This is a genomic window from Melioribacter sulfuriphilus (genome assembly GCF_051488685.1).
Lineage (GTDB): Bacteria > Bacteroidota > Ignavibacteria > Ignavibacteriales > Melioribacteraceae > Melioribacter.
Genome location: NZ_JBPSEH010000006.1, coordinates 22,628 through 45,134 on the forward strand (window position 1 = coordinate 22,628; position 22,507 = coordinate 45,134).

Consider the following 22,507-nt stretch of genomic DNA (forward strand, 5'->3'; position numbering starts at 1 on the left):
TGGAGATTACGATGTTTTCGAGGGTAATCTCCGCTTCTACATACGGCATCGACGCATACAAAGTGGAAGTGGAAACTCATAGCGAGAGACAGCTTCCTTCGATTACAATTGTAGGGCTACCAGACAATGCAGTTAAAGAAAGCAGGGAACGTGTCAGCGCTGCATTAAAAAATTCCGGCATCGATTATTCTTACAAAAAAATTACAGTCAATCTGGCTCCTGCTGATATCAAAAAGGAAGGGAGCGCTTTCGATTTGCCGATTGCAATCGGTATTCTTGCTGCAAACGAACTCATCAGTTTGAATTTACTTGACGAGTCGATGATTCTTGGAGAATTGTCACTCGACGGTTCACTCCGTAAAATAAAAGGCGCTCTCCCCATAGCAGTAGAAGCCCGGCGCCTTAAACTGAAGAATTTAATTGTGCCAGAGGAGTCGGTAAAAGAAGCTTCGATTGTCGATGGTATTAAAGTTTATGGCCTGAAAAATTTAAAAGAAGTAATCGATTTTTTGAATGGAAGCCAAGAGTTCGAACCGACGTATACTGATAAGGAAGAAGTGTTTTCACAAATCAATAAATATCATCTCGATTTTTCCGACGTAAAAGGGCAGCAAAATGCTAAAAGGGCACTCGAAATAGCAGCTGCAGGCGGGCATAATATAATAATGATAGGACCACCTGGATCGGGTAAGACAATGTTGGCCAAGCGCCTGCCTACAATTTTACCCCCGCTTACTTTCGAAGAGGCACTGGAAACTACAAAAATTCATTCCGTCGCAGGAATACTTCCTAAAGATAAAGCCTTAATAACAGAGCGGCCGTTCAGGAGTCCACACCATACTGTATCCGATGCGGCTTTAATCGGTGGTGGAAGCATTCCACGTCCAGGAGAAGTATCGTATGCTCATCATGGAGTTTTATTCTTAGATGAATTACCTGAGTTTAAGAAAAACGTTCTCGAAGTAATGCGTCAACCTCTCGAGGATTCAAAAGTTACAATCAGTCGTTCAAAAATGTCAGTCGAATTTCCGGCAAATTTTATGCTTGCAGCGGCTATGAATCCCTGTCCCTGTGGCTATTATACAGACCCTACAAAAGAATGTACCTGTACTCCTGCGCAAATTCAAAAATATATGGCTCGCATTTCCGGTCCATTGCTCGACAGAATTGACATTCATATTGAAGTGCCCGCAGTTAAATACAAAGAATTGTCTTCGGAAATACAGGGTGAAAAATCAGAAATTATAAGGCAACGTGTAGTTAAAGCCAGACAAATTCAATTGAAAAGATTCGAAGGATTGAAAAATATTTATTGCAATGCCGATATGGGAAGCCGCGAATTGAGGAGATTTTGTCGCCTTGATAGTCAGTGCAACGATTTACTCAAAATGGCGATGACCCGCCTCGGATTCTCTGCCAGGGCGTACGATAGAATTATCAAAGTAAGTCGCACTATTGCCGACCTCGAATCTTCCGAAAATATTTTACCTCAGCATATCAGTGAAGCAATCCAATATAGAGCACTCGATAGGGAATTGTGGGGACATTGATTAGTAAAAAATATATACCATCTTTTTTATGATAATCTAATTTACAATCTTTGTAGTGTCAATTAGAATTTTTTCACAGTGTGGCTTTACTGTTCTTCATTCGGAAAAAATTATCAGTCGCAAAACTAACCAGAATGAGGCCAGTATTTGTAAAAAAAGCTATTAATATTAATTGAAAGGATAATTATGCTTAGAAATTTATTTTATGTCGCTCTAATATTATTGATAATTTATTCGAACAATAATGCACAATAGATAATTACTGACAGGCCGGATTTTACAGAAAGCGCCTTCACCCTGCCTTTCAGTTCAGTCCAATTTGAAGGAGGTATTTCGCTCGATATCAATAATAACATAAAGAATATTACATTCCCCTCGCTTCTTACGAGGATAGCTTTGCATAGAAGTTTAGAAGTCAGACTGGGTTTTACCGGCTGGACATACTCAGAAGAAAAATCGAAAACATATCTAAATGACTTAATACTTGAAGCCAAGTATCAACTGTCGATTAATCCTGAATTACCGGCGGCTATCCTATTAGTTAGTAAACTTCCCACGGGGAGCGAAGAAATATCGGTCGAAAATCCTGAATACGGCATTAAACTTGCCGCTTCCCATCCAATAAATAATTACTTTACTTTGAGTTCGAATTTAGGCGCAATATCAGTTGTTGGATCGAACGATCAAAGAGAATTGCTTTATTTGTTTTCATTGAGTATGGGTTTTGCTATTACAGATAATACCGGATGGTTTTTGGAATTTTTTTCACTTATGCCGGATAAACACGAATGGCAACCATCAATCGACAGTGGATTTACATACTTGATCGGTAATAACTTGCAACTCGATTTATTCGCTGGATTTGGACTTAACAATTTTACATCCGATTTATTTGCTGGACTTGGCATTTCTTATAATATGAAATACTAATTGCAATTGTTAAACTTTGTTTTTCAAAAGTTGCTTTTATTTCTAAACTACTTTATGAAAAAGTTTTCTTAACGGGCAACTACTCGATATCGGTTTTAAGCGAATTTAACATTCATGTAAAACTCCATAGCAATTGCAACTTACTTCCAACAGCGAAATTCGAAAATATCGACTGAGATTTTCTTACGTTTTTTCAAGCGCTTATTTCTAATAAAAATCCCCAAATGTCGAGGAAGAAATTGATTCGAAAGTACAAATTATACCCGTAGCACCTTTTGGATTTAATTATCTTTCAGTACTTAAGTAGAAGGGCAGATAAAGAGCAGGAAACTGGAATTAATCAGAGAGGACAAGAATAATTCTTTTAGAATTTGAGCACAACCGAAGAAGTCTCTAAATGTGTCATTGATAGGTATAATTAACAGAACCTTTTGAACATAGTACGTGTTGATGCATAAAAATAAATAAAGATGTTATTTGTTCGCTCTGGTATTTTATCGGGGTACAAATGTTAAGGGGGTAAAATATGTTCAAATTAATTGGAATTTTTGGTGCACTATTGTTGTTGATGGCAATAACAACAAACAAAAATGAACATAAGATGAATGATAAGACTGAAGTAGCAATTTTGGCAGGTGGGTGTTTCTGGTGTATTGAAGCAGCCTTTGAAAATTATACCGGCGTTATCGAAGCTGTTTCCGGGTACACTGGCGGTAACACGGAAAATCCTTCTTACGAAGAAGTTTCCACAGGTCGCACAGGACATTATGAAGCGGTTAAAATTATTTTTAATCCCGATAAAGTGTCTTACAGCGAACTCCTGAATCATTTCTGGCTGCAGATTGACCCTACGGATGATTATGGGGCTTTTGTAGATAAAGGCTCACAATATAGATCTGCAATTTTTTATACAAGTTCAGAGCAAAAGATCATTGCCCATTTTTCCAGAGATAAATTCGAGGCATCAGGTATTTTTCAAAAGCCAATTGTAACTAAGATTTTGCCAGCAAAGAAATTTTATCCTGCAGAGGATTACCACCAGGACTATTTTATAAAAAGCTCTATGAACTATAAAAGATATAAAAATTACTCCGGTAGGAATGAGTTTCTCGACCGTATCTGGGCTACTCGTTTAAAGTATGACGAAAAGTATGTTGATAGAATGAATAAATCAAATTTAACTCCGTTGCAATATAAAGTTACACAACAATGCAGTACAGAACCACCATTTCAAAACGAGTACTGGAATAACAAAGAAAAAGGAATTTATGTAGATATTGTAAGTGGTGAGCCACTCTTTATATCAACTGATAAATTCGATTCCGGGACGGGCTGGCCGAGTTTTACTAAACCTCTTGAACCGCAAAATATCCTCGAATTTGTCGATAATTCATTCGGCATGACAAGAATCGAATTAAAGAGCCGTATTGCTAAAAGTCATCTGGGACATGTATTTCCTGATGGGCCGAAACCTACTGGATTGAGATACTGTATCAATTCCGCTTCTTTGAAATTTATACCACTCGAAAAGTTGAAAGAAGAAGGATACGAAAATTATATCGAGTATTTTAATTAAAGGGAGTTATGTTACAACTAAGAAAATCTTATGAACGAGGGGTAACTAAATTGGATTGGCTCTTAAGTCACCATTCATTTTCATTCGGGAGCTACTTCGATTCCGAATATATAAATTTTGGCGACCTGCGTGTAATAAATGAAGATGTTATAATGCCTTCTGCTGGATTTCCGATGCATCCACACAATGATATGGAGATTATTACGATTGTTTATGAAGGTGAGCTGGAGCATCGGGATAGTATGGGTAACGGTTCTGTAATTCAGAATGACGACGTTCAGATAATGAGTGCTGGTAGCGGCATTACTCACAGTGAGTTCAATCATTCAAACGAGTTTCCGGTTAAATTGTTGCAAATTTGGATATTCCCGAATAAAAAATCTCTTACGCCACGTTATGCTGAGAAAAAATTCCCTGAAAGTAAAAGGATTAACCGTTTGCAATTATTGGTATCACCCTCAGGTGAAGAGGAATCGCTTTATATAAATCAGGATGTAAAACTTTATCGCTCCAGATTAAAAGAAAATCATAAGGTCAATTTTAAAATTCTTCCCGGTAGAAAGGTATGGGTACAGCTAATTTCTGGTACTCTTAAAATTAATGACGTTACTATGAACAGTGGTGACGGGCTTTCAGTTGAAAGTGAAACGGAAATTAATATAAGTTCGATTTTAGAATCTGATTTTATTCTATTCGACTTAAAGTAGCCCCGAGACTTTTTCCCATTCTGCTATAGCTTCGGGGAAAGGTTCAAGAGCACGCGGAACTGCTCCATGCATATATGAAATGGCAACTCCATAGTTAACAATCGGTACATTAAAGTATTTGGCTTGTTTGATACGTGTCAACATCATTTTCCTTGTTAAAGTGCATCCAGCACAATGAACAATCAGCTTATAATCGCCCAGATTATCCGGGAAATCGTGTCCGCTGACGACGTCGATTTCGAGATTCTTTTTTGTATGGAGTCGTAGCCATCTTGGTATTTTAACTCGACCAATATCGTCCTCCTGAGCATGATGTGTACAGGCCTCGGCAATTAAGACTTTATCGCCGTTTTCAAGCTCTTCTATTCTTCGTAAACCTTTAACATATTCTGTCAAGTCGCCTTTATACCTTGCCATCAATATTGAGAAAGTTGTCAGCGGAATTTCATCTGGTACGTCGGCAACCACGCGCATGATGGCCTGACTGTCAGTTACAACCAATTTAGGAGGAGTATTTAAATTCGATAGAGCAGCTCTTAATTCTTTATCTTTGACAACGATAACGATCGCATCTTCGTCAAGTGATTCTCTTATAGTTTGAACTTGAGGCATAATGAGCCTACCTTTCGGTGCACCCAGATCAATTGGAACTACAAGGATAATAATATCGTGCCGCTTAATTAAATCGCCAATAAGAGGTATTTCGTCCTGTCCAGGTATTTCTCGTGCGAGTTTTTCTTTTAAATCATAGATGCCTTCGTCTTTAAGGCAGGAGACTGTATGATATTTTATCTTCAGGTTTTTCAGCTCTTCAATTAATTCGTAATTAATTCCCAGATCAGATTTGTTGATAACAACTGCAAAAGGAATTTCAAATTTATCAAAGTGATCGAGCAGGTCTCTTTCGTAATCTGAAAGTTTGTTCTGTGAATCGAGTACAAGAATGACAAAATCTGCCTCAGAAATGATTTTTATGGTCTTCGAAATTCTTTTTTCTCCGAGTTCTCCAGTATCATCGATTCCTGCCGTGTCTATTAAAACGACGGGTCCAAAAGGCAATAATTCCATGGCCTTCCGTACTGGATCGGTAGTTGTTCCAGGAATATCACTAACTATTGACAGATCCTGCCCGACAAATCTGTTCATTAGAGAGGATTTGCCGGCATTCCGTCTGCCGACAAATGCAATATGTACCCTTTCGGAGTATGGTGTTTTATTCAATGTTTAATCCTAAATCTTTCGAAATAATTTCATAAATCTGTTCTTCGCTCAGCAGTTTGCTTTTCATCAATACTTTTACAAAAGGGATGTTATTGTTATAAGCATATTTTACCAGTTCCTGAATAGTGTCGTAACCGAAAGTAGAAATAAGCGACGCTGCAACTGCCGAACTGTTGATTAAATTCATTTTGCATCTTTCTTCGTTGGCTGTAATTCCTTCGATACAATTTTTTGCCAGATTGAAGTTGGATTCACGCAACAATTCGAGAGATTTAAGGAAAAGGTGAGCAAGCAGTGGTCCAAATGGATTGAGCTCAAGATTACCATTACCAGCAATATTTGAGATAACAACATCGTGTCCTTTTACCAGTTCGCAAATTTGAATTGCATTTTCGAGTATTACTGGATTAACTTTCCCCGGCATGATACTGGAACCAGCCTGTTTAGGAGGCAAATTTATTTCCCCAATTCCTCCGTTTGGACCGCTGGACAGAAATCTTAAATCGTTGCATATTTTAATTATACTTACCGCTCCTGCTTTGACAATTCCATGTACTTCTACAAATACATCCATATTTTGAGTGGCGTCGATTAGATCTTCGCTTTTTGCCACAGGTAGTTTTGTGATCTTTTTAAGTATTGAGTTGACATTCAGTACGTATTCGCGTGTAGTAGAAACAGAATTTCCCACAGCTGTTCCACCTAAATTTACAGAACGAAGTCTTTCTTCGGCATTGTAGAGACGCCAGCGATCTCGAGCAATTGCCTGAGCATATGCTCCAAACTCCTGTCCTAAGGTGATGGGTACAGCATCTTGAAATTGAGTGCGACCGAGTTTTAATATGTTCTTAAATTCATCTTCTTTTTTCTGCAAAGCATTTTGCAATTGAGCAAACGATTCCTGAAGCTCCCTTAAAAGTGTAATGGATGCAATTTTAAGTGCAGTTGGAAATGTATCGTTTGTTGATTGACTCATATTGACATCGTCGATCGGATGAATAAAATCATACTCGCCATAATTTTTACCGGCAATTTTGAGTGCAGTGTTAGCAATAACTTCGTTAATATTCATATTTAATGATGTGCCAGCACCCCCCTGATATGGGTCGACAATAATTTTCTCGTAGATGCTCGACAGGTCACCTTTTATGCATGAGTCGGTTTCATGAATCAGTTCCTCAATTGCCTCTGAAATCGGGTCGTATTTTTCTTTTAGTAGAAGACCGCATTTATAATTAGTTTCAGCAGCAGCAAGTTTAACTTGAAAATAAGCTTTAATTAGATGGAGATTTACTTTTTCTCCGCTTCTTGGAAAATTATTGTAACTTCTCACTGTATGAATTCCATACAGAGCATCAGATGGAATTTCCAGCTGTCCCGAAGAATCTTTTTCTATTCTCATAATAATCTTTATTTATTTTATACAAAAATAGCAAAGAAGGGGGATAAAAAATAGGAAACGGGGAATGATGAAAAACGGCGGTTATATTTCAAACCGCCGTTTTAAGAATTTATTTTACGAGTAACATCTTGTTAACTTGAACAAAATCGCCTGCTTCGATTCTGTAGAGATAGATACCAGATGCAAGATGTGAAGCATTGAAAGAAAATGTATGCGTTCCGGCCGACAATCTGTTATTAACAAGGGTTTGAATTTCTTTGCCCAGTACATCGTAAACAGTAAGTTTTACATGTGATTCTTTGGGCAGTGAAAATTTGATATTTGTAGTTGGATTGAATGGATTAGGATAATTCTGATAGAGAGCATAGTTTTTCGGAACTTCTTTCGGTTTTTCTACACTTACAACACCGCCGAGAGCTTTTATTGTACCTTTAAGAAGAGTAACCACGAATTTAGGATTGTGAATGCCATAGCTTCCGTCGTAATAAACAGTTCTCATATTGTATGCGGCTTGAATTTGTTGTTTTGTCCATGTTGTATCTGGGTCGGCATGAGGATCAGGATTGGGTAATAGAGAACCTAAGTAGTCGAGTAGTCCATGAACTTCAGCTTGCAGACCTTCTGAAATTCCATCTCCATCATGGTCGCCCGTGTAGACGCCGTTTGCATACATAACGAAAGGCACATCTTCAAAACTAGCGCCGAGTGAATTGCCGTGACATTTAGCGCATGCTTTCATGTTGTCTACTCCTGAAGGGGTACTCATCGAGAAGGTATGTTTACCGACTAATTGAGTGTGACCGCTGGCGTCGGTCTCGCCTTCAGCCATATGACAATCAACGCATCCATTTTCGGTGGCACCAAGATGATTTGTGCTTGCAAGTGTGAATAGTGTATCACCGAATGTAACAACATTCGTAGCATTAATAACATCTGCTGCTGTAGAATAGTGAGGACCGAAATGTCTAGATGGTATTTCAGTATAACTGCTGTTTGCAACTCTACGACTTTGATGGCAATTCATACAAAGTTTACCAAGTCCGCCTTTTTCGATTACAGTGCCGTCAGCAAGTGTGGCATTAACAGTTCTAACCTGGTGCATATTTGAGGCATCGTGAGGATCGTGACAAGCTGCACATGAAATCGGTTGATAGGAAGGATCAAAATAGGGATCATTTGTTGCAATTCCTTTAACGAACTGAGCAAACCCTTTGGCGGTATGGCAGCGTACACAACTTTCGCGACCAGGACCGCTTGGATAGCTTGTAGCTACTGCATGCCTCGATACATCCCATTGCTCGGGATAAACATGGTAATGGCCGTCATCATGGCAATAAGCGCAGTTATCACTTGAATAACTTACAACAATACGTGAATCTTTCGTAGAGCCGAAATGTCCGCTGGCTGGACCGTGACAGCTCTCGCATTGAATGTTAGCTCTTTGCATTGCGTCGGGGTATTTATCTACCAGAGTTTGATATGTGCCTTGTGTTAAGGTTTCGGGGAACACAAAATCAAAGTCGTCAAATCCGTCGTTATCTGCATTTACGTCATAACCAGTTGTGTGACAGGAAATACAATTAGCATTATAATGGTTGCTGAGTGTTCCTTCAACACCACGGTAAAGCATCGACGCATGTCCGGTGCCTTCCCATTTTTCTACAACTGAAGGATGGCAGGTCTGACATGTTACATTATTTACTACATTATAAACGCCGATATACTTAGCTGCATTTATAACTATTGAAGCTGTATATGGGCCATCGGTAACCTGAACAACATATTTACCCGGTTTGTCTGGAGTGAATACAATAATTTGTGTAGAAGTATCAACGTCGAGAACTCCGCCAAAAATTGGGTTTGAACCAGGGGCGCGTTCAGTTGTGCTCCATTTGGGATCGTTCAGGCGACCTCCAGCAAGTGTTGCTTTGAGATACATTTTGGTGCCTACGCCGACGTTTGTTAAGCCGTTATAAGCTGATGTAAAAATATCATTTTCACTCATTCCGGCTTCACGGGGCGATACTCCATAGGTCGTTATCCGCATGGTTTGTGCAGATACTAATCCCGTAACGACAAATAAGAGCAGAAATAATACGGTAACTTTTTTTTGCATATGTTCCTCCTATGGTTATAAAATGGATAATTTGAGATAATCAGATAAAAAAACTTTCTTCTCCCTTTCTTTAATCGGAATATAAAGAGAGAAATCAAGATTTCAAAGTCCAAAATATATTATATGTACTTTTATCTCATTATCTTTTTTAAATCAATAACCGTTCCATCCCTTAAATTGGAAAAAAGTCGATACAATTAGTATATTTTTTCCTAAAATTTGGAATGTTAATGAAAATTTATAATACTTTTTCTAAAACTAAAGAAGATTTTATTCCCCTTAATCCACCGAATGTATCCTTCTATGTATGCGGTCCTACGGTTTATGATTACTTTCATATAGGCAATGCCCGCTCCTTTGTAATGGCTGATATTGCCAGGAAATATCTTGAATTCAAAGGATTCGTCGTTAAGTACATAATGAATATAACCGATATCGACGATAAAATCATCAAAAAATCATTAGCCGAAAAAAAATCGACGCATGATATTGCAGATTTTTTTGCTGCTGCCTTTAAGGAGGATATGGAGAGGCTTTATATTAAGCCTGCAACTTTGCACCCAAAAGCCACAGAACATATCGAAGATATTGTGCTGATGATTAACCAGCTACTCGAAAAAGGCTATGCTTATGAAGTAGACGAAACAATATTTTTTGATATATCAAAGTTCAAGGATTACGGTAAACTGAGCGGGAAAAATTTAGAAGAATTAGAAGCAGGTTCCAGAATTGATATAAATGAAAATAAACGAAACCCCCTTGATTTTGTACTCTGGAAAAAAGCAAAAGAAGGCGAACCGGCATGGGAAGCTCCATGGGGGCGTGGTAGACCTGGCTGGCATATCGAATGCTCTGCAATGAGTTGCAAACACCTTGGCCAGACCATCGATATTCACGCCGGGGGCAACGACCTGATTTTTCCGCATCATGAAAATGAAATTGCTCAGAGCGAAGCAGCTAACGGTAAAAAATTTGTAAGATACTGGATGCATTTCGGCTTTCTTAACTTTCAAAATGAAAAGATGTCGAAATCACTCGGTAATTTTTTTACTACTCGCGAAATCTTATCAAAATATTCTCCTGAAGCAATTCGTCTTTTCTTTTCACAAACTCATTACAGAGGACCACTTAATTTCAGCGAGGAATTGCTTGCCGCTGCCGAAAAAGGAGCCGATAAAATCAGAAATTTTGCCCTTAGAATTAATGAAGATTTATTAAAAGACTTGCAAGAAGGCAACTATCCCGATTTCAAAATAAACTCGTTTTATGATGAGTTTACCAATGCAATGGACGACGACTTCAATACCCCTCAAGCTGTTGCTACAATTTTCAATTTCATGCGCGAAGTTAATAAAGTGCTCGACGAGGGTAAAAATCTTAGTACGAAATTTCTTGAGGATGTAAAAAAGTTTATGGTAGATACAGCTCAGAATGTTCTTGGAATCGTAAACTTCAAAAAATTAACGGATAATAAGAAAGAAACACTCGACGATAAATTGATTGAACTACTGATTGAAATCAGGCAAACTCTCAAAAAAGAAAAAAATTATAGTTTAGCTGATATGATTAGGAACAGATTGAATGATCTCGGAATTGTACTCCAGGACAAAAAAGAAGGAACGACCTTTATAAGGAAATAGAAGTTCTGATAAATATTTTCTAATTTTAAGCTGTAAATAAACCTGCGAGAAAAAAATGAAAAAATTAGTTGTTCTTATTACTTTTTTATTAACTGGTGTACTTTTTTCACAAGGTACTTCAGGTACTGCAGCCAAACACGAGTACAGAAATCTTATTGATTTACCCAGTGCAGGTATTCTCGAAAAAGGTTTTGCCGGAATTTCGTTCGATATAATGCCGGACGGCGTAGTAATTTCTAAACTTGAAGTAGGAGTGTTCGATAATTTTAGTTTCGGAATTTCATACGGCGGATCAAATATTATAGGCGCAGGAAAGGTTGACTGGTATTCGCTGCCTGCAGTAAACGTTCGACTCCGTTTGGTCGAAGAAACTGAGAATTTGCCAGCCATCACTTTCGGTTTCGACTCGCAGGGAAAAGGTTTATATAATAAATCGCTTGAACGGTATCAACTAAAATCTCCAGGATTCTTTGCCGCCGTTTCGAAAAACTATCAGTTTATGGGATATTTGAGTATTCACGGTATTGTAAACTATTCTCTTGAAAGGGACGACAACGACAAAGATTTGAATCTCGGATTCGGAATAGAGAAAACATTTGGAGCAAATTTCTCGTTGGTCGGGGAATACGATTTTGCTGTTAATGACAACACGGGTAATTCATTGGGTGATGGTACTGGTTATCTTAATATGGGTGTTCGCTGGTCTGTTGACGGCGGGTTGACAATTGGCATTAATTTGAGGGATTTGCTCGACAACAAAAAATTTACAAGCAATAAAGCCGACAGGGGAATTTACGTCGAATTCATTAAATCTCTCTTTTAGTGTCTCTCTTTTAGTACGGAGAGTCTATTTAAATAAACATACATTCCTTCATACCATCAATTATATAGTTTATGCTATACTTTTTGAGGCATTAATTTTGTATTATAATAAGAAAAAAGGTGGCGTTATGAAACGATATTTAATGATATTGATTTTGGCTTTCGGTTTCACCGGGTGTTATACTCAGTTAGCTCTTCGTGAATCTTACCCGAATTACGATAATGAAGAAGAAGACTATGTATATGATCAGGCAGATACCCTTGATAATAATTACGATTACGAAGAGGAGCCTACAATTGTCAATAATTACTATATAGACGACGGCTGGTATCCCAATTATAGAAGATATTTCTGGGGATATTATCCGGGATGGAGCGTTTCGGTAGGTTTTTATTATGACCCATGGTGGGATTGGTATTATTACACGCCTTATCCATGGTGGTATTATCCGTATCCACATAATTATTGGGTTTACGGCGGATATTGGAATTATCCATACTATTGGGATTATCACGATTACTGGTATGTAGGAGGTAATTACTATAAACATAGAAATACTTACACACATTTGCGTGACAATACTGGCGAACGCAATCCAATAACCCGAACCAGAACACGTGATTATTTAAGAGACAGAACTAAGGTAAGTACAAGTAATGGAAATACGAACCAAAGAGATGTTGATCTTAGTCGTTCGAAAGTTTCAAGAAGTGGAAATGGTACATCGTTAAATAAGGAGGGAACAGGTCGAAGCGTCGATTCTGACAACACAAGAAAAACTCGTACAGAAACTTATAGAAGACCTTCGAATAATAAAGACAATGATAGTAGGAGTCGCACCCCTTCGAGACGAAGCGGCAGCTCGAGCGATTCGAAAAAGAATAGTAGTCCCAGCTATGCACCTCCTCCATCCTATACTCCGCCAGCAAGTTCTGGAAATTCGTCTCGTTCGTACAGTCCTCCTTCAAGCTCAGGTAGTAGCTCCAGAGGCACTGGTTCCAGTAGTAGCGGTTCTTCTTCCAGGTCAAGTGGAGGCAGCAGTAGACGTGGTAGATAAAATTTTATAGAGTTCTCAGTTCGGAGGAAACATGTCTAAAAAAATCTTTATTTTGATATTTATCTCACTGTTTACTTATAACATTAATTGGGCTCAGAATTATAACGACGCTCTAAGGTTATCGGAGGCAGATATAATAAGCGGTGCGCGTTCGCTATCAATGGGCAATGCCTATACGGCATTGAGCAATGATTTTTCTGCGGCTTTATTTAATCCTGCTGGTTTTGCGTTGATAAAGAAAAGTCAATTTAACGGTTCATTGAACTATAATTTATTTGATAATAAATCCGAATTTTTTAATAAAAGCGATTCATACTCAAACGGAACGACTCGATTAAATCAATTTGGCATCGTTCTTCCATTCCCTACATATCGTGGCAGTTTTGTGCTGGCACTCGGATATAATCAATTTAAGGAATATAACTATACCGTCTGTTTCGACGGATATAACGCAGGAAATAATTCAATGATACAGGATTTAACAAATTTCAATGACGATATCGCTTACTTGTTGGGACTCAGTTATCCCGTGTATGACAATAACGATGACTATCTCTATGATGAAACGCGTATAAATGGAGGATTAAATCAAAGCGGTAAAATTTTGCAGGAAGGAAAGCTTAATAATTGGTCACTTTCTGCTGCTTTAGAGATACAGAGGGATTTATATCTTGGTGTTACACTGAATATAATCGGTGGTGATTTCCGAAGGGACAGGCAGTACTGGGAAGAAGACCTGCGTGATAATTATCCTGCAGGATTTCTACTTGATCCTGCTGAACCTGCAACGAGCGATTTTCAAGCATTTTATCTTAATGATATTATCAAATGGAATATCTCAGCGTGGAACCTGAATCTCGGTTTATTGAGCAAAGTAAATAAAAATCTTTCTATCGGCTTTGCCATTAAGACGCCAAGAAAATATACAATTAAAGAATCATATTTTGTTGACGCTTCCAGTGATTTCGGCAGCGGGACAAGTTTTTATCTCGATCCGCCGATTGAAAACAGGCTTGAATACGAAATTACTACTCCTTATGAATTTTCTGCCGGTGCCGCTTATAATAACAAAGGCTTAACTTTATCTGCCGATGTGACACTGGTTGATTATTCACAGATGGAATTTGTATCTGGTCTCGACAGAGTTGACATAGAAAGTAACAACAGAGATATACAAGAATTTTTGGGAACCGTTTTTAATCTAAATTTCGGTGCAGAATATTACATTCCAAAAACAAATGTGGCCTTACGTGGAGGATTTATTCTGATGCCTTCTCCATATAAGGACGACCCTTCGGATTACGACAAAAAATATCTAACTATGGGTATCGGTTACGAATCGAAAAATATATCGATTGATCTGGCTTATGCCATGGGATGGTGGAAAGATATAGGCGATAATTACGGTTCAAATATTTCCAGAATTTATCAGGATATTTCAAGAAATAATTTTATTCTAGGTTTAAAGTATAATTTCTGAAATAGGATTTATTCTACTTACAAAGAGCGCCCGCATGTGCGGGCGCTCTTATTTTAAAACGGTAATTTTTGTAAGTTTGTAACACTGTATAATTAATAGAAGGAGGCTTTATTAAAGGTGTAATCTGTAGAATCGAGAGTAAAGATTATTATCTATTGGACAATAATGGCAACGAAATCCGTTGCTTTTTGAGGGGGAAAATAGTTAACGAGTACAAATTAAAAAAAGATAAACTCATAACTCTTGATATCGTAGCTGTAGGAGATATTGTTGAATTCACTTTAAACGATGACGGCACAGGCGTTATAGAAGAAATACTTGAAAGGAAAAATCATATATCCAGGAAAGCTCCAAAAATGAAAGGAGCTTCATACCGAGGCGAAAGACTCGAGCAAATTATAGCTGCAAATGTGGACAAAATGATAATTGTTACCAGCTGGGACCTACCGAAGTTTAATAATCGTCTTGTCGATAGAATGCTCGTCGTGGCGGAGAGCTCTGGTGTTATTCCTGCTATTGTTATTAATAAAATTGATCTGGATGAATCTAACTCACGTAGTCATTTTGTTAATCTATATAAATCTATTGGATACAGAGTTTTTGAAACGAGTACGGTCAAAAATACAGGAATGAACGAGTTGAAAGAATTTATCGGTAATTCGGTCACTCTTTTCTGGGGGCATTCAGGCGTAGGTAAGTCGAGTATACTGAATAACCTTTACCCTGAATTAAATTTTAAGGTGGGGAAAGTAAGTCATTACAATAAACGTGGCAGGCATACAACGGTTACTGCAGTAATGAAAAAAGTAGGAGAAAATACATTTGTGATAGATACACCAGGCGTTCGAGAAATAGATCCATACGGCATTAAAAAAGAAGACCTGGGACATTTCTTTGTTGAATTTAGAGAGTTTATTCTGTTATGTCGTTTTAATACATGTACTCATTATCACGAACCCGGATGTGGAGTAATTGAAGCCTATCGTGACGGGAAAATATCGAAAGAAAGATACGAAAGTTATCTCGCATTGCTCGAAACAATTGAAGAAGATCTATTTTTTTAAGGAATCGATTTTTTTCTTCATCTCGTTTATAAATTGAATCACAATTTCGTCTGGAACTCCATCGGGATGATTCGATTTCAATCTAAAGTCGCACTGGTCGTTGATATAATCGATTATATAAAATTTATGATTTTTATCGACGGCAATTTCAGTCGAGAAATAGTCGATGCGCGTATACTTTGCTAACTTTCGTGCTATCTTAAAAAGCTGCTCCAATTTGTACTTTTTTATCTGTTCCTTTGTAATGATGTCGTATATATGAGTTAAATCATTCCACCATACGGGAATTACTTTATTAAAAGCCCAATAAACGCGAAACCATGCCCTATGTCTACCGAAATTACACGGAGTTATTTTTTCCTGTACTATATATTCTTCTTTAGGATTCTCTTCCCTGATTTTCTGGATATTTTTTAATGTGTATGCGTTGATAATAACTCCTTGACCACCTCCGGTTTCTATTGACGGTTTTATTACAAAAGGTTTTCCAATCTCATCCAGATCGTCTTCTGTGATTTTTAACGAATGGTCGAAATAATAGGCGGGCAAAATGTAGGATTTTGGAATATTCAGATTTTTCTTGCTCAACAAACGGTGCATATATGATTTATTTGTAAATTTGTGTACTCTTTTGTGAGGATTTATTAAATAAGCATGGCGCTTTCTGAGGATTTGTGCTATAGGTTCAAAGTCAGAATCGACATCGGAAGCCCTGTCGAGATATGCTGTGAAATTGAGTTCTTTGTTTTTTAGTTTTTCAATTATTTCCTCGACGTTATGGTATGATATCAAAAATGTTGTTAATTTATTTTCATGAAATATTTTTTCAATCAATTGAACGAACTCGATATCGTATTCCCATATATACGAGATGGCTAAATCGTATTTTGTCATAACGTTTTTGACACTAAAATATGAAAAGAAATTTGACAATACAATTAATTTGGTTGTCAATAAATTAAACGCTTTTTGAATAAGTATAGATTGAATATAATGAAGAAAATTATCTTTCTTTTATTGGTTGCGGTGGCATTCTCCTGCACTACTAAAGTAGTAAAAGAAACGAGAAAAGAAGTTCGTCTGGATAGCTCCTCTGTGGCTTTGAGCAAATTTATCGAAGGCAACATCTACGAAATGAAAGGAAATTTTGGAGATGCTATTGTTAAATATGAAGAAGCGTTACAGTATGATAAATCTGCTGGCATTTATTATGCTATTGCAAAAAATTGTTATAGAATAAATCGTCTGGCACCTGCACTTACGAACGCCAAAAGTGCTGTACAACTTGACTCCAGCAATACCGAATATCTCTATCTTCTTGCTACAATTTATGATGTTTCTCATATGGATGACTCGTCGGCTGCGGTATACAAAAAAATCATTGAAATTGAACCGAACAATATTAACGCATATTATAATCTGGCACAGCTTTATGAAGCAAATAAACCTCTTGAAGCCATTAAGATTTATAAAAAACTCATTTCATCGATCGGGCCAGAGTGGCATATTCTGGTAAGACTTACAGAATTAAATGAAAAAATAGGAAATCAAAAAGAAACGGTTGAAACACTCGAAGAACTTGCGCGTTTGAATCCATCGAACCTCGATTTACAAAAATTATTAATTGATGCGTATACAAAATCCGAGCAGTACGATAAAGCATCTAAGTTGTGCGACGAGTTACTGCTCAGCTATCCTTTCGATGTCGGGTTACTACAGCAGAAAGGAAACATTTACATAAAACAAGATAACTGGAAGGAAGCAGCGCTCATTTATCAAAAAATTTTTGATCTCAATGATCTTCAGTTAACAGAAAAGCTTCAGCTTGCTTCTTTATTTTATGCTGCAGCCGATAAGGATTCGAACAATATTTTTATTGCTCGTGACTTTCTCAAAAAGATTGACAAAGACACTTCCGACTGGCAGGTAAATGCATATCTGGGAGAAATAGAATTAAAGCTTGGTAACGATTCCGTTGCTATTGAATATTTCCGAAAAGCTGCGAAACTGGCGGAATGGAATGCGCAGATCTGGATTCGCGCGGGCGGACTGCTTTTTGATTCGCGAAAATATGATGAGACAATCGAATTCATGTCGGAAGCAGCAGAAAAATTTCCCAATGACTTCGTAGTCAACCTAATTTATGGGCTTGCTCTTTCTCAAACCAACAGGCATCAGGAAGCAAAAATCTATTTGAAAAGAGCCATCAATATAAATTCCGACGATGTTACAGCGCTATCTGCTTATGGATATACACTGAACCAGCTTAAAGAGAACAACGAAGCACTCCAATATTTGAACAAAGCACTTTTACTTCAGCCCGACAATGTTGACCTGATTGGTACTGTGGCAATGATCTATGAATCTGAAGGGAATTATAAAATGTCCGATTCACTCTATCAGCACGCTCTCGGACTCGATTCTTCAAATGCTATCGTTTTAAATAATTATGCTTATTCACTTGCCGAAAGAAACATCCGATTGAATGAGGCATTGAAAATGGCTTCGAAGGCAATTGAAAATGATCCCAAAAATTCTTCCTTCCTCGATACAATCGGATGGATTTATTTCCGCCTGGGAGATTATCAAAAAGCAAAAGATTATATCGAAAAATCATTAAGTTTGGAGCCAAACAACGAAACTGTTGTAGATCATCTGGGTGACATTTATTTTATGCTGGGTAATAAAACAAAAGCCATGGAATACTGGAAAAAGGCGTATGACATCAACGGCAATAACAAAAAAATAAAAGAAAAAATCGAGAAAGGTGAAATTTGAAAGTAATAAAATTTATCACTGCAATTTTGCTGGTAACTATTATCGCCAGCTGTAGCACATCAAAAGAGATTTCCAGTGAAAGAATTCTTTCCCCCGAAAGATTAATTACAAAACTCGAAGCTAATCGACTTAAAGTTAGGACATTTTCAGCAAACGGTACAATCAATATTAAAAACGGAAGTACAACAATAGAGAGCAATTTTGAAGTTAATGTCAAAAAGCCCGATTCGATTAAGGTTGATGTATTTGGACCTTTCGGTATTGAGCTGGCACAAATTTTAATTACACGCAATAAATTTTTATTCTACGATTCAATTAATAAAACTGCATATAAAGGATTGACAGATAAGTCGGCAATTAAGAAAGCATTAAAAATCGATTTACCGTTTGATATGCTGATTGACGCATTTACTGGCGGTATCAATTTATCCGACAAATTAAGAATTAAACCGGATGAATATACTTATGATGAAAATTATACGTACATAAAATATGTCGACTCAACTGCAGGTTCGATTAATGAGTATGAAATCAATACAAAAAACTTTACCGTCAAGAAAATTAAAACAGGAAATCTGGTTAAAGGAAACCTTGTGGAAGCAAAGTATGATAATTATAAGCAATTTGGCGATGTTCTTGTACCACTTGTAATATCGATGAACTTTTCCGAAAATAACCAGTCGTTGATAATCAACTATAAAAATGTGTCGATAAATAACCCGCTCAATATTTTATTTGAATTGCCGTCCGATACAAAGTATGTTGAATTGTGAATCGTTATATTAAAATATGTTTGTTGATAGCAGCTGTATTGTTTAATCCGATTTTTGGTCAGGTAGCCGACAGTATAAAATACCGCAATGAGCAACTGGAAAATCTGAAAAGTGAAATCATAAAACTGGAAAGAGAATTAAATCAAAAATCGGAAAAAGAAAAAGCATCGCTGCAGGCATTAGAAAATCTTACACGACAGAACACACTGCTCCAAAAAATAATCAACAATATTGTTAAAGAAGAAAAAAACAAAGAAAGACAAATTGCTCAATTCGAAGAAGAGATAGCTTACACCGAAAATAAAATCCAGTTATTGAAAGAAAAATATTCGAAGTATATCGTCTGGATTTATAAATACAGAGGCAAATCTTACCTCAAATACCTACTTAACACATCGTCTCCATTACGAGTATTGAAGCGTTATCGATACTTTAAAAGCATAACTGAACAAAACAAAAAAGACTTGAAATTATTGAAGGACAGCAAGGATTATCTGGTTAAATTAAAAAACAAAATATCAGAAGAAAGAAGAGCACTTGCTTTACTAAGAGTCGATAAAAGCACCGAACAGAAAAATCTCGTAAAGAAGGAAAGCGAACGGAAAAGACTTATAGCCGAATTGAGAAAAGATAAAAAACATCTGACTGAAGAAATAGAATCGAAAAGAAAAGCAGAAATCGTAATTAAAAATATCATTGCCCGATTGGTCGAGGAGGAGCGACAGAGAACTGAAATGATGTTAAAAGAGGATGAAAAAAAGCTGGAATTAAGTAGAAATTATAACTATAATAATATGGAAAAATTTTCCCTTCTCAAGGGAAAACTTTTATGGCCTATTCGGAAAGGTAAAATTGTCAGAAAGTTCGGCGAAAATCTCAACAGAAAATTAAATACTGTTACATTGAATTATGGCGTTGATATATTGACTTTGGAAGATGCTGAGGTTTATGCCGTAGCTGAAGGGGTTGTTTCTGCTATCGAATGGATACCAGGATACGGTAGTGTTGTTATCGTAACTCATCGAGATGAATTTAGAACCGTTTACGGTCACATTAAAGAAATATATGTCGAAGAGGGACAATTGATAAATAAAGGGGGCACTCTCGGAAAAGTCAACGAAAGTTTGGAAGGGCATATACTTCATTTCGAAATATGGAATTCTCGTAATTATCAAAATCCCGAAATCTGGTTGTCTAAAAAATAAGATTTCGCTCTTCGTATAATTATCCGTTCACTAAAGCATCGATAAGATGAGGGTATGCTTTATTGGCAGATATTATCACGAGTTTGTTACTGCTCCAATTAAATATTCAAAAGTTCTCTACAGGTATATCCATGCCGACTATAGACAAACTATTTTTATTACCTATTTCTTCGATTCCAGTAACAAATTCAAGAAACTCTTAGGCAGCAAAACTATAGCTTCGGGTGTTTATAAATGCGGCATTTTAATTATCATCTTCAGGTTGCTTAAATACAAACCAGCATTAGTTCACTTCACTACTCTCGAAAGATTCGAAATCCCTCTTTTTATTGTATGCAAAATCTTAGGTATAAAAATAATCTCTACGTTGCATGGATTGTTCTATAAAGAAACAGAAAATTTTAACAAAATAACAAATAGAATAAAAGACTTGCTGCTTGAACGTACCGCAATAAAACATTCTGATTTCTTGTTAATCTATTCTCAGTATCAAGCAGAAATGATAATAAAAAAATATTTCATCAAACATTCTAAATTAAAATATACTTACAACGGAATCGACATTTTTGAAAAAAAGAATTCTAAACCAGAATTCAAAAATAAACTCATGATTGTATTCTATAAAGGCTTTGGAAAAAATGACAGGGGATTAAATAAATTAATAGAACTGCTTATGTGCATAAAAGGGACACAGTTAAATTTAACAGTACTTGGCAGCTCGGATGGATGTATTAATCATAAATTTGGTAATCTTAAAATAAGGTATGCGGGATTTCTTAGTGGTGATGAATTATCTGAATTATTTAACCAGTCCCACCTTATAATTAAAATGCCCTCTTTTGAAACATTCTCGACCATCGTTATAGAATCGATGTCTTATGGAGTAGTACCTGTCGTACCGGATTTTATTGGTGCATCGAGATTCATAACTAACGGAAAAAACGGATTGAAATATCATGCAACAAAACCTGAGGCACTGCGGGAGATAATTCAAAAAATAGTCGATGGTGGTTATGATTTGACTACACTATCGAAAAATGCATTTAATACGGCTAAAGAATTTACATGGGAAAAAATGGCAGAACATACAAAAGATATTTACGAAGAGTTACTAAGATGAGAGTAGTTCATTTTACACCATATTTTACTTATGCCAGTGGCACGAATACCTATCTGCGGAATCTACTCATCGCCTTAGAAAAATACTGTACAAATGTAACTTTGCTGACAAACAACCGTTCAGTATTAAGTGACATTACTTTGCAAAATATTGATACTGAAATTATTCATTTCGAAACAGGGATAAGAAATATTTTTTACCTACCTAAAAATTTGATAGATCTCTATTACAAGCTAACCAGTCTTGATGTTGATGTCATTCATACACATCACAGATATCCCGAGCTGATTTCCAGTATACTGAAAAAACAATGCAAAAAAACCGTTACTACTATTCATAGTAAGGTTGACGGGTTTAAGAAAATATCATTTCGTTCGGATAGTATTATAGTGCCTTGCAAATTTCTGGCAGATTATCTAATGAGAAACTTCAACATTAATTCAGGAAGAATTCACGTCCTTTATAATTGCATTGAACCGGAGTTGTATAACAATCCTATACCCGTCCATCAAATTGAAAGGTCTATGTTGAATATTAAACCCGATGATATTGTATTTCTTTATTCCGGTAGAATTTGTAAAGAAAAAGGAATTGACTACCTATGTAAAGTTTTCAATGAGTTCAGTAAGAAAAAGAAGAATATTAAATTAATTTTAATGGGAGATATTAAAAATAGATCTTTGTTAAAGTATAGTTCTGGCTCTGTGCTTTTTATAGGTTATACAAAACACCCTAACGCTTTTTATAAATTGGCAGATGTACTGGTACATCCTTCTTATTGTGACGTATTGCCGTATGCAGTGCTCGAAGCAGGATACTGGGGGAAGATTGTTTTAGCCACCGATACAGGTGGAATACCTGAGATTATTAAAAACAACGAAAACGGTTTAGTATTTAAAGCGGGCGATGCATCAGCATTGGATAAGTTATTGCGGTATATTACAGATAATCTTGAAGATTGCCGTAGTATGGGTATCAATCTTCAAAATGATATTAAGAAAATTACCTCGCCAGATAAATATGTTAATGAACTGATGAAAATATATGAATCAATCTGAACGAAGC

18 protein-coding genes are annotated in these 22,507 nt (G+C 36.6%); 14 read left to right on the forward strand and 4 right to left on the reverse strand.

Going from position 1 to position 22,507, the window contains the following annotated elements:
* Positions 1-11 precede the first annotated feature (11 nt).
* From ACSSV9_RS09115 to ACSSV9_RS09130, 4 genes are all read left to right on the forward strand, one after another.
* Positions 12-1,550 (forward strand): YifB family Mg chelatase-like AAA ATPase, encoded by a 1,539-nt coding sequence (locus tag ACSSV9_RS09115; RefSeq protein ID WP_437346943.1) that lies wholly within the window; start codon positions 12-14, stop codon positions 1,548-1,550.
* 258 nt (positions 1,551-1,808) lie between these two features.
* Positions 1,809-2,480 (forward strand): transporter, encoded by a 672-nt coding sequence (locus tag ACSSV9_RS09120; protein WP_437347126.1) that lies wholly within the window; start codon positions 1,809-1,811, stop codon positions 2,478-2,480.
* Between the two features lie 526 nt (positions 2,481-3,006).
* A complete protein-coding gene (gene msrB, locus ACSSV9_RS09125; protein ID WP_437346944.1) occupies positions 3,007-4,056 on the forward strand; it encodes a peptide-methionine (R)-S-oxide reductase MsrB in 1,050 nt (349 codons plus the stop codon).
* Between the two features lie 8 nt (positions 4,057-4,064).
* Positions 4,065-4,763 carry a pirin family protein gene (locus tag ACSSV9_RS09130; RefSeq protein WP_437346945.1) on the forward strand — a complete coding sequence of 233 codons (699 nt, stop codon included), beginning with the start codon at positions 4,065-4,067 and terminating at the stop codon, positions 4,761-4,763.
* Here the strand turns inward: ACSSV9_RS09130 and hydF are convergent.
* The 3 genes from hydF to ACSSV9_RS09145 all read right to left on the reverse strand — a co-directional run bounded on the left by hydF (position 4,755) and on the right by ACSSV9_RS09145 (position 9,502).
* Positions 4,755-5,984 (reverse strand): [FeFe] hydrogenase H-cluster maturation GTPase HydF, encoded by a 1,230-nt coding sequence (gene hydF, locus ACSSV9_RS09135; protein WP_437346946.1) that lies wholly within the window; start codon positions 5,982-5,984, stop codon positions 4,755-4,757. The genes ACSSV9_RS09130 and hydF overlap by 9 nt on opposite strands.
* Positions 5,977-7,386: an aspartate ammonia-lyase gene (locus tag ACSSV9_RS09140; protein WP_437346947.1), complete on the reverse strand. Its 1,410-nt coding sequence runs from the start codon at positions 7,384-7,386 to the stop codon at positions 5,977-5,979. The genes hydF and ACSSV9_RS09140 overlap by 8 nt, the downstream gene beginning before the upstream one ends.
* A gap of 109 nt (positions 7,387-7,495) precedes the next feature.
* On the reverse strand, positions 7,496-9,502 hold the full coding sequence (locus tag ACSSV9_RS09145) for a multiheme c-type cytochrome (RefSeq protein ID WP_437346948.1): 2,007 nt from the start codon (positions 9,500-9,502) through the stop codon (positions 7,496-7,498).
* 230 nt (positions 9,503-9,732) lie between these two features.
* Between ACSSV9_RS09145 and cysS the strand changes: the two genes are divergently transcribed.
* The 5 genes from cysS to rsgA all read left to right on the forward strand — a co-directional run bounded on the left by cysS (position 9,733) and on the right by rsgA (position 15,566).
* Complete coding sequence (gene cysS, locus ACSSV9_RS09150; protein WP_437346949.1) at positions 9,733-11,142, forward strand: cysteine--tRNA ligase; 1,410 nt, start codon at positions 9,733-9,735, stop codon at positions 11,140-11,142.
* Between the two features lie 55 nt (positions 11,143-11,197).
* A complete protein-coding gene (locus tag ACSSV9_RS09155; RefSeq protein ID WP_437346950.1) occupies positions 11,198-11,965 on the forward strand; it encodes a hypothetical protein in 768 nt (255 codons plus the stop codon).
* Between the two features lie 127 nt (positions 11,966-12,092).
* Entirely contained in the window at positions 12,093-13,022 is a 930-nt protein-coding gene (locus ACSSV9_RS09160) for a hypothetical protein (RefSeq protein ID WP_437346951.1), read from the forward strand.
* Between the two features lie 31 nt (positions 13,023-13,053).
* Complete coding sequence (locus tag ACSSV9_RS09165) at positions 13,054-14,502, forward strand: OmpP1/FadL family transporter (protein WP_437346952.1); 1,449 nt, start codon at positions 13,054-13,056, stop codon at positions 14,500-14,502.
* Between the two features lie 155 nt (positions 14,503-14,657).
* Positions 14,658-15,566 carry a ribosome small subunit-dependent GTPase A gene (gene rsgA / locus ACSSV9_RS09170; RefSeq protein WP_437346953.1) on the forward strand — a complete coding sequence of 303 codons (909 nt, stop codon included), beginning with the start codon at positions 14,658-14,660 and terminating at the stop codon, positions 15,564-15,566.
* Here the strand turns inward: rsgA and ACSSV9_RS09175 are convergent.
* Entirely contained in the window at positions 15,555-16,460 is a 906-nt protein-coding gene (locus tag ACSSV9_RS09175) for an ATP-grasp domain-containing protein (RefSeq protein WP_437346954.1), read from the reverse strand. The two genes, rsgA and ACSSV9_RS09175, sit on opposite strands and share 12 nt — an antisense overlap.
* 99 nt (positions 16,461-16,559) lie before the next feature.
* On the opposite strand from ACSSV9_RS09175, the gene ACSSV9_RS09180 reads away from it, so the two are divergent.
* The 5 genes from ACSSV9_RS09180 to ACSSV9_RS09200 are packed head-to-tail and all read left to right on the forward strand — an operon-like array spanning position 16,560 to position 22,500.
* The gene (locus ACSSV9_RS09180; RefSeq protein ID WP_437346955.1) at positions 16,560-18,344 is read left to right on the forward strand and encodes a tetratricopeptide repeat protein; all 1,785 of its coding nucleotides are present in this window, start codon (positions 16,560-16,562) and stop codon (positions 18,342-18,344) included.
* Complete coding sequence (gene lolB1, locus ACSSV9_RS09185; RefSeq protein WP_437346956.1) at positions 18,341-19,117, forward strand: lipoprotein insertase outer membrane protein LolB1; 777 nt, start codon at positions 18,341-18,343, stop codon at positions 19,115-19,117. Before ACSSV9_RS09180 ends, lolB1 begins: the two co-directional genes overlap by 4 nt.
* On the forward strand, positions 19,114-20,322 hold the full coding sequence (locus ACSSV9_RS09190; RefSeq protein ID WP_437346957.1) for a murein hydrolase activator EnvC family protein: 1,209 nt from the start codon (positions 19,114-19,116) through the stop codon (positions 20,320-20,322). The genes lolB1 and ACSSV9_RS09190 overlap by 4 nt, the downstream gene beginning before the upstream one ends.
* A gap of 46 nt (positions 20,323-20,368) precedes the next feature.
* Positions 20,369-21,442 (forward strand): glycosyltransferase family 4 protein, encoded by a 1,074-nt coding sequence (locus ACSSV9_RS09195; RefSeq protein WP_437346958.1) that lies wholly within the window; start codon positions 20,369-20,371, stop codon positions 21,440-21,442.
* Entirely contained in the window at positions 21,439-22,500 is a 1,062-nt protein-coding gene (locus ACSSV9_RS09200) for a glycosyltransferase family 4 protein (protein WP_437346959.1), read from the forward strand. The genes ACSSV9_RS09195 and ACSSV9_RS09200 overlap by 4 nt, the downstream gene beginning before the upstream one ends.
* Positions 22,501-22,507: the final 7 nt, after the last annotated feature.